Annotated in this window: 8 protein-coding genes; 3 read left to right on the top strand and 5 right to left on the bottom strand. The window is 71.0% G+C overall.

Annotated elements, in window-relative coordinates; all coding sequences use genetic code 11:
* Positions 1-95: 95 nt before the first annotated feature.
* Entirely contained in the window at positions 96-2,507 is a 2,412-nt protein-coding gene (locus A5759_RS06230; protein ID WP_082962008.1) for a hypothetical protein, read from the bottom strand.
* On the bottom strand, positions 2,504-3,394 hold the full coding sequence (locus A5759_RS06225) for an NUDIX hydrolase (RefSeq protein ID WP_082962007.1): 891 nt from the start codon (positions 3,392-3,394) through the stop codon (positions 2,504-2,506). The genes A5759_RS06230 and A5759_RS06225 overlap by 4 nt, the downstream gene beginning before the upstream one ends.
* Before the next feature lie 245 nt (positions 3,395-3,639).
* On the opposite strand from A5759_RS06225, the gene A5759_RS06220 reads away from it, so the two are divergent.
* Entirely contained in the window at positions 3,640-5,082 is a 1,443-nt protein-coding gene (locus tag A5759_RS06220) for a CCA tRNA nucleotidyltransferase (protein ID WP_068195193.1), read from the top strand.
* Positions 5,083-5,226: 144 nt separating this feature from the next.
* Complete coding sequence (locus A5759_RS06215; RefSeq protein ID WP_068195251.1) at positions 5,227-5,709, top strand: pullulanase; 483 nt, start codon at positions 5,227-5,229, stop codon at positions 5,707-5,709.
* 6 nt (positions 5,710-5,715) lie between these two features.
* Here A5759_RS06215 and A5759_RS06210 read toward each other — a convergent pair whose 3' ends face one another.
* Both A5759_RS06210 and A5759_RS06205 read right to left on the bottom strand, forming a co-directional pair.
* Positions 5,716-6,492 carry a TIGR03084 family metal-binding protein gene (locus A5759_RS06210; RefSeq protein ID WP_068195248.1) on the bottom strand — a complete coding sequence of 259 codons (777 nt, stop codon included), beginning with the start codon at positions 6,490-6,492 and terminating at the stop codon, positions 5,716-5,718.
* 10 nt (positions 6,493-6,502) lie between these two features.
* On the bottom strand, positions 6,503-7,789 hold the full coding sequence (locus tag A5759_RS06205; protein ID WP_068195190.1) for an MFS transporter: 1,287 nt from the start codon (positions 7,787-7,789) through the stop codon (positions 6,503-6,505).
* A gap of 111 nt (positions 7,790-7,900) precedes the next feature.
* Between A5759_RS06205 and A5759_RS06200 the strand changes: the two genes are divergently transcribed.
* A complete protein-coding gene (locus A5759_RS06200; RefSeq protein ID WP_064399019.1) occupies positions 7,901-8,506 on the top strand; it encodes a YqgE/AlgH family protein in 606 nt (201 codons plus the stop codon).
* 3 nt (positions 8,507-8,509) lie between these two features.
* Here the strand turns inward: A5759_RS06200 and A5759_RS06195 are convergent, their stop codons facing one another.
* On the bottom strand, positions 8,510-8,863 hold the full coding sequence (locus tag A5759_RS06195) for a hypothetical protein (RefSeq protein WP_068195188.1): 354 nt from the start codon (positions 8,861-8,863) through the stop codon (positions 8,510-8,512).
* Positions 8,864-8,909: the final 46 nt, after the last annotated feature.

The raw sequence follows: 8,909 nt of genomic DNA, 5'->3' as shown, positions 1-8,909 counted from the left end.
CCATCCCCGATACTGATCGGTCTCGTGGGCTCGGAGATGTGTATAAGAGACAGGCGGTGCCTGCGGGTGGGGTCGAGGTGGCGGCGCGGGGGTGCTCACTCGGCACCGCCGCGGGTGCCCGAGCCTCGGCGTCCGGCCCGGCTCAAGGTTGTGTCGGTGTCGTCGTCGTAGTGCAGCGCGACCTCGAGCGGGTCGGGACGGTCGAGGTCGGCGGGATCGGGCTGGCCGCGGAACCGGTGCCAGAGCCGACGCCCGGCCAGAAGTACCAGGACGGCGCCCGCCGAGAGCGTGATGAAGAACAGCACCTTGCCGTAGGCGTTCGAGTGCACCGACAGCCGTACCGGTTCCCCGAGCGGCAGACCGTTGACCGTGCGCAGCGCGACGTCGACGGCGACGCGCTGGGTGAAGTGCACCTCGATGGGGACCCGCAGCGGAAGGTAGCCCGGTGGCAGCACGATCTCGCCCATGTCGGTGACCGTCATCCCCGGTGGTGCGTCGACGTCGAGGCGGACCCGTATCGGTACCGGCAGGTCGTTGCGCAGCGCCAGCGGCAGCGGGCTGCGTTCGGTCGCCAGCGTGTAGGCCCCGCCCGGGTTGACGATCGTGACCGCTCCGAAGATGTCGTCGACGGTGTGTCCGACCGTCGTGAGTCGTTGTTGCGCAAGGCCGTTGCGGGTGTCGGGCGGCACCGACTGGCTCAGTGCGCGGAGCATGTCCTCGCGCAGCGGGGCGGTGTAGCCGTATCCGGTCAGCCCCGTGCGTTCGTCGGTGGTCAGCGCCGCGGTCAGCCCCCACAACCGTCCGGTGACGGCGGCGATACCCGACACGACGGCGTCGTCGAAGCGGGCGTCGGGGTCGCCCAGCTCGTCGCTGGGCAGCGGGGACATGTCGTCGGGCGGGACGGCGCTGCCTTCGCCGATCACCGCGGTGAGCGGTCGCGGTTCGGCGAGCCCGGCGTTGATCGCCGTGGCGACCGCCCGGAACATCGCCCGCGCGTCGTCGGGGCCGATGCTCCACGCCATCGGCGGCATCAGGATCTGGGTGCGCGGGGAGACGTCGGGATTGAGGGCGCGCCACAGCACGGCCCCCAGGGCGTCCTGGCGCCGGGCCACCGCCGAATCGTGTTGCAGCGGGATGTCCAGCGACGGGTCCAGATACCCCGGCGCCACGGGGTCGGTGCCCGCACCGGCGAGCGCCGCGCCGACGGCCGGGTCGAACGGCGCCGCGACGACCTGCGGTGTGTAGCGGACCGGCTCGGTGTCGGCGACCCCGGAGTCCGCGACGTCGGTGCCGTCGTCCGAGCCCGATTCGGCGGCCGCGACGGCCACCGTCTGGCCACCCTGGTCCGACAGCAGACGCACCGCGGGGCCGGTCAGCGGACCGTCGCCGACCAGGCTGGCGCCGCGCACCGAGGTGACCCCCAGAATCTGGTCGACGATGTCGCCCGCGGAGCGGGTCGCTATCCGGCTGAGTCCGGGGTCGCGGACGCGGCGGAGCGCGTCGAGGTCGGCTTGCGCATAAATGGTGGAGGCGACGCACATGCCAGTCGCCAGGTTCGTGAGCCGGTTCAGCCACGCCACCGCCGCGTCCTGCCCGGTACCGGGGCGGGTGGGGGTGCCGGACCCCGCGTCGGGTCCGTTGTTGACGACGTAGCCGCCCCTCATCGCGTTGACGGTGACGAGCAGATCAGGGTCGACGGCCAGACATGTCGCAGCGCGCACCCGTCCGTCGGGATCGACCTGGGGGCTGGTGGCGAACTCGACGGCCGACAGGAGCGTGTCGAGGCGCCCGCCCGGTCCCAGCGAGGACGCCAGCTCGTCATCGACGAGCCGTACCGGGGTGGCGCCGCCCGGTGCGCCCGCGGCCAGCCGCGGCCGGTCGGCGATCGGCCACAGCAGCGTCAGCCGGACCGGCTTGGACGTGTCGGGCGCTGTGATCGCCGTGACCGCGTCACCTGATTCGGCGCCCGGGTCGGGTGGGACGCCGAGCACCGGCAGTAGGAAGCGGGCGTCGTCGAGGCGGGCGGGCGCGCCGTAGTCGGGGGTGCCGTTGACGTTGACCATCACCGGGTACACGCCGGGCTCGTCGATGCTGAGCGACGGCCGGTCCGCCGACCGCAGGGGATAGGACAGGGTGAACGGAACCTCTTGTCCCCGAGCGAGTTCCGGCGAGAGGGGGACGAACTCGCCGATCGGCTCGTACTGGTCGACGTCGCCGGTGAGGTTGGTGCGCAGGCCGGTCGACGTCCGCACCGCCGCGGCATCCTCCAACCGAACGACCACATCGCGCACCGGCCGGTCGCCGACGTTGAGGACGGCGCCGGCCACCGTGACCACCGGCTCGCTGGTGGTGGTCACCACGTCGGGGGTGACGCGGTCGACGCGGACCTGCAGGAACGGCGTCGAATCGGGTTGGGCGGTGCCCGCAGGCGGCAGGACGAGCGGTAGGGCACTCAGCGCCAGCACGATCAGCGCGGCCAGCGCGCGCGGCAGCGCTGCGGCGGTCACGAGCCCTGTCCGCAACCGTTCGTCCGGCGGCCTGGCTGCATATTCCCCCACTCGTCCCCCTGCCCTTCGGGCGGGCGTCGTCCCCACCGCTCGGCCCCCGGGGACGGTTGGGGGCGTTCGTCGGGACGACGGTTGCGGGTGTGCGAGTGCGTCTGGGGGCGGCGCCGCGGCGACGAGCGGGGCAGGGGCGGCAGCGCGGAGGGGCCGTGGGCGTGCAGCTTGTCGATCAACTCGCCTGCGACCTCGGCGAGGCGGCGTTCGTCGGCGTAGGCCAGCCGCTTGGGCAGTTCCTTGAGCGGCACCCACGCCACCTCGGTGACTTCGACGTCCTCGTCGGACAGCTCACCGCCGAGGAAACGCATCAGGTAGTGGTGCACGGTCTTGTGGACCCGGCGGCCCTCGGTGACGAACCAGTAGTCGATGCTGCCCAGCGCGGCGAGCACGCTGCCCTGCACGCCGGTCTCCTCGGCGACCTCGCGGACGGCCGTCTGCTCGGCGGTCTCACCCATTTCGATATGGCCCTTGGGCAGCGACCACAGCATGCGCCCGCGCCGGTCGATGCGACCGATCAGCGCGGCGACCTGGCTCTCCTTGGGGCCGTCGATACCGTCGATGACCAGCCCACCCGCCGAGGTTTCGTGGACGGTGCGCAGCCGGTCGGGTGGCCGCCGCGGCCGCGACTTCTTGGACTGCCCGCGCTTGCCGTCCTTGTTCCCGTCGACGGCGGCACCGTTCTTCGGTGCGGCGTTTGTGTGGCCGGCCGGTGGCTGCGGTATGGGGCGGCGCTGCGCCGATGGGTCGGGTGCGGCCTCGGGCGGACCTGCCGCGCGTCGGCCACGACGTCGCCCGCGGCGCCGTCGTGGTTTGGCCTGTTCGCCGTCCGACACCCAAGCGATAGTAGCTGCCACGCATATTCGCCCCCGCCGCACTCACCGGTCGTGATAGAGCCGTTGCACATTTGTGTGGCTCCGCGGCCCGGGGGCCGTTTGGTCGTCGCCTGACTGGGTTGGATCGTCCGGCTCCTCAACGCGGCCCGGGGGCCGCTTGATCGTCGCCTGACTAGGTTGGATTGTCCGGCTCCTCAACGCGGCCCGGGGGCCGCTTGATCGTCGCCTGACTAGGCTGTCCGAACGTGCCCGCCTCCTCCACCGACGCCGAACTCCTTGCCACCGCGCAAGTGGAGCTGAACCGCCACGGCGAGGTGCTGCGCGAACTCGGCCGGCTGTTCGCCGACGCCGGTCATGAGTTGTATCTCGTCGGCGGCAGTGTCCGTGACGCGCTGCTGGGCCGTGCGCTGACCGACCTCGACTTCACCACCGACGCCCGCCCCGACCGGATGCAGAAGTTGCTGCGGCCGTGGGCCGACTCGCTGTGGGACACCGGCATCGAATTCGGCACCCTCGGCGTCGCCAAGGGTGACGAGCGTCTCGAGATCACCACCTACCGCGCCGACACCTACGACCAGGTGTCCCGCAATCCGGAGGTGCGCTTCGGCGACAACCTCGACGACGACCTGGTGCGGCGCGACTTCACCGCCAACGCGATGGCCGTGCGCATCACCGCCGACGGACCCGCCGGCTTCCACGACCCGCTGAACGGGCTGGCGGCGCTGCGCGCGAAGGTGCTCGACACCCCCGCCGCGCCCGAGGTGTCGTTCGGCGACGACCCGCTGCGCATGCTGCGCGCCGCGCGATTCGTCTCGCAGTTGGAGTTCACCGTCGCACCGCGCGTGATCAGCGCGCTGGTGGAGATGGCGCCGCAGCTGGGACGCATCACCGCCGAGCGGGTGGCCGCCGAACTGGACAAGCTGCTGCTCGGCGCCGACCCGGTCGCGGGCGTCGACCTGATGGTGCAGACCGGGCTGGGCGAGGTGGTGTTGCCCGAGGTCGGCGCGATGCGCATGGCGATCGACGAACACCACCAGCACAAGGACGTCTACTGGCATTCGCTGACCGTCCTGCGGCAGGCGATCGCGCTCGAGGACGACGGACCCGATCTGGTGCTGCGCTGGGCGGCGCTGCTGCACGACATCGGCAAGCCCGCCACCCGCAAGCACGAACCCGACGGCGGGGTGAGCTTTCACCATCACGAGGTGGTCGGCGCGAAGATGGCGCGAAAACGGCTGCGCGCGCTGAAGTATTCCAAGCAGATGGTCGACGACGTATCGCAGCTGGTGTACCTGCACTTGCGGTTCCACGGCTACGGCGGCGGCAAGTGGACGGATTCGGCGGTGCGTCGGTACGTGACCGACGCCGGTCCGCTGCTGCCGCGGCTGCACAAGTTGGTGCGGGCCGACTGCACGACGCGCAACAAGCGTCGCGCGGCCCGGCTCCAGGCCAACTACGACGACCTCGAGCAGCGGATCGCCGAACTCGCCGAGAAGGAGGATCTCGCGCGGGTGCGCCCCGATCTCGACGGCAACGAGATCATGGAGATCCTCGGCATTCCCGCCGGTCCTCAGGTCGGCCAGGCGTGGCAGTACCTCAAGGAGCTGCGTTTGGACCGCGGACCGCTGTCGCGCGACGAGGCCGTCGAGGAACTGCTGGCGTGGTGGAACGCCCGCGGCGGGCAGTAACCACGCGCCGGGTCCGCACAGCGGACTCACTCGCCGAGCCCGACGTTTCGGTTGGTCAGCGCGCGCGAATTCGACCATTGCGTCGGTCTCGAGCGAGGCGGAGGCGTGTGGAACCTGCGGCTGGAGCGGTGCGTCTCATCAGTCATGGACTACTGCCTCGGTGACGGCGACGGCTCAGCGACGATCTGGTCCGCGACGCCCGACGTGGATGTCGACGGTGACGGCGTATTCGAAGCGGTCGGGCTCGACTTCGACGGCGACGGCATGCTCGACGACGCGATGGCCGACCTGGACGACGACGGTATCGCCGAGCGCCTCGTGCGCGACCATGCCGACGCCGCAACCCATTTCGCTGACGACGGCACCGGAACCTGGACGCTCAGCGTCGAGCGCGGGCTGCGCTGGTTCGGCCTCGACGAGGTCGAGCAATTCGGTGGGCCGACGGTCGACCTGGACGCCGACGGCCACGTCGACGACCGACTGGTGGACGCCGACGCAGACGGGCTCGCCGATCGGGTGCTCGCCGGCGAGAACGCCTACGTCGACGCCGATGCCGACGGCAAATGGGACATCAAGCTGACCGACAGTGACGGCGACGGCCGCGCCGATTCGGCCGTCGAACTGTGATGCGGGCTAGTCGCGGCCAGACCCCGGCGGGCCGGCGAACGCCTGCGCGATGCCCAGCCACTGTTCGGCGTCGTCGCCGACGGCGCGCACTTCGAGTTCCGCGGGCGGGCGCCGCTGGGTCACGAGCATGCAGAAGTCCTCCGCCGAACCGGTGACCCGCTGGTCGGCGTCCTCCGGTCCCCACGACCACGTCGACCCGTCCGGGGCGCGCAACTCGACGCGGAACGGTTCGGCAGGCGGCTGACGGCCGTTGACCACGAACGCGAAGTCGCGGGTGCGCACGCCGATGTGGGCGATCGAGCGCAACCGCGCCGTGGGCGGTCTGCGCACACCGAGGGCGTCGGCGACGTCGAGTCCGTGTGCCCACGTCTCCATCAGCCGCGCGGTCGCCATCGACGCGGCGCTCATCGGCGGGCCGAACCAGGGCAGCTTGCGGCCCTCGGCGACGGTCAGCAGCTCGTCGTGCAACCGGGACCGGGTCGTGCGCCACTCGTCGAGCAGGTCCGCTGGCGGCATGGCCGCCAACTCCTCGGCGCCTGCGTCGACGAAGCCGGTCGGGTTCTTGCCCGCCTCGTCGAGCAGGCCGGCGAACGCGGCCTCGTCGGTGACGGCGGTCAACGCGACACGGTCGGTCCACAGCAGATGCGCGATCTGGTGAGCGATCGTCCAGCCTTCTGCCGGAGTGGGTTCGGCCCACCGCGCGGCGGGAAGATCGGCCACGAGGCCGTCGAGTTCGTCGCTCTCGGCGCGCAGGTCGGCCACCATCGGCGCGGCACCAGCCATGCCGGTCACCTTAACCCGGGGTCGGAGCCGCTCGTCTCGCGATCGCCGCGTGCGCGGCCAGACCGGCGAGGTATACGCCGACGCCGGCCAACGCCAGCGCGGGTTGGTGTCCGTCCGCAGGAATCACGCTCGCCGTCAACGCGATCGCGCCGATGAATGCCATCCAGAACAGCGAGTCCTGCACGGTGAAAACGTGGCCGCGCAGGCCGTCGTCGACGTCGAGTTGCATGGCGTTGTCCGCGCACAGCTTGACCACCTGACCGGCCATGCCGAGCAGGAACCCGCACACCACCATCATCGCCAGCTGCAGCCCGGACCCGGCCAGCTGGACCAGCGCAGCGATCGCCAAGGCGCCGTTGGCCGTGGCGTACCGGCCCCAGCGGCGCACCGCCACCGGCATGATCGCGGCGGCGATGAAGGCCCCCGCGCCGGTCGCCGCGACGAACAGCACCGCGGTGCCCAGCCCGGCGACCTGTTGAGTGTCGGTGTGGCGCACCATCACCAGCACCAGCAGGCTGTTGATCCCGAACACCATCCGATGCGCGGCCAGCCCGGTCAGCGTGGCGGCCACGGCGGGCACCGCGATCACGGTTTTCACGCCGTGCACCCAACCGGTGGCGACTGCGTAGAGCACCGAGCCGTGTACGGCACGCGCACTGTCGTCGGGCCCCAGCATCCGCGGCGGGAAACGCCACGCCAGCCACAGCGCCAGCGCCACCGGGGCGGCCACGATCAAGATGATGACCGCGGCGCCTGCGTCGTCGGCGCCGAACAGCCAACGGGGCAGCAGCATGAAGTTGGCGCCGAGGAACGCGGCCGCGGCACCGGTCGCGATCGCAACCGAGTTCATCGCCACCACTTGTTCTCTGGGCACCACGTGCGGCAGCGCCGCCGACAACCCCGACGACACGAAGCGGGTGAACCCGTTGACGATCAGCGCGCAGCACAGGATCGCTAGGTCGCCCGCGCCGGATTCGAGCAGCTGCGCGACGGCCAGCACCAACACCAGGCGGCCGGCGTTCGCCGCGACCAGCACCAGCCGACGATCCCAGCGGTCGAGCAGCGCGCCGGCGAACGGGCCGAGCAGCGAGTAGGGCAGGAACAGCACCGCGAACGCCCCGGCGATCGCCCACGGTTCTGCGGCGCGCTGCGGATTGAACAAAATCGCGCCCGCCAACCCTGCCGCGAACAGGCCGTCGCCGAACTGACTCACCAGCCGCAGTTCCAGCAGACGCCGAAACTCGGGCAGGCTGCGCACCGACCGCCAGACGGCGACGGGCGCGCGGAAATCGGGCACGGGAGATCACGTTCTCAGAAGCGGCGGATCGGACCGCATCCACAGTACAAATATCGCGGCGGCGTCGCGCTTGTCCGCCACGACAGGCGTTGCCGGTGCCATGATGGACGGGTGGCGCAGTCAGAGGACCCGGAGGATTTCATCGCCCCTGCCGCGCCTCGAGTGCGGGCGGGGACGTTGCTTCTCGCCAACACCGACCTGCTGGAGCCGACGTTCCGCCGCAGCGTCATCTACGTCGTCGAGCACAACGACGGCGGCACGCTCGGCGTCGTCCTGAACCGGGCGAGCGAGACCGCGGTCTACAACGTGTTGCCCCAGTGGGCCAAGCTGGCCGCCAAACCGAAGACGATGTTCATCGGCGGACCGGTCAAACGCGATGCGGCGCTGTGCCTGGCGACGCTGCGCGCCGGGATGGAGCCCGCCGACGCCCCCGGTCTGCGCCATGTGCAGGGGCGGATGGTGATGGTCGACCTGGACGCCGATCCCGACTCGATCGCCCCGGTGGTGGAAGGGATAAGGATCTTCGCCGGCTACTCGGGGTGGACGATCGGCCAACTCGAAGGCGAGATCGAGCGCGACGACTGGATCGTGTTGTCCGCCCTACCGTCCGACGTTCTGGTCGAACCGAAGATTGACCTGTGGTCGCGGGTGCTGCGCAGACAGCCCCTTCCGCTGTCGTTGCTCGCCACGCATCCGATCGACGTCAGCCGCAACTAGACCTCAACTGCAGGACAGCGTGCAGGTGGCGCACGCGCCGCCGCAACCGCCCGCCTCGCTGCGCTCAGCGCGCGATAGCCGGACGGCCATTTTCGCGCTCTGCCAGCATCCGGCTCCGACGGTTCCCAGCGCTCCGACCACGCAGACGATCAACACGACGAGGGCCGTGCCGGGATCGGCCGCCAGTGCGACCGCACCGCCGGCTGCCAGCATCGCGGCGGCCGCCAGTTGGGTCGGCGCCACCGAGCGCAACACCGTGCGCACGGGGTCTTCGGGTTGCGGTCGGCTGAGTAGCCATCCACCGACCGCGGCGATGGCGCCGGCAGCGCACAGGCAGAGCACCGCGGCGATGAGCATGGGCCACAGGATATCGAGGCCCGTCGCGATCGACGAGTTGGGACGT

It is taken from the genome of Mycobacterium sp. 852014-52144_SCH5372336 (genome assembly GCF_001665615.1).
Taxonomy (GTDB): domain Bacteria; phylum Actinomycetota; class Actinomycetes; order Mycobacteriales; family Mycobacteriaceae; genus Mycobacterium; species Mycobacterium neumannii_A.
The sequence above is the reverse complement of the archived record's forward strand: the minus strand, read 5'-3'. Positions and strand labels throughout refer to the sequence as shown.

What these genes read in the sequence shown, in the direction of transcription:
- A5759_RS06215 (WP_068195251.1), top strand. Translation starts at nt 5,227, where the DNA reads ATGGACTACTGCCTCGGTGACGGCGACGGCTCAGCGACGATCTGGTCC.
- A5759_RS06195 (WP_068195188.1), bottom strand. Translation starts at nt 8,863, where the DNA reads ATGCTCATCGCCGCGGTGCTCTGCCTGTGCGCTGCCGGCGCCATCGCC.
- A5759_RS06210 (WP_068195248.1), bottom strand. Translation starts at nt 6,492, where the DNA reads ATGGCTGGTGCCGCGCCGATGGTGGCCGACCTGCGCGCCGAGAGCGAC.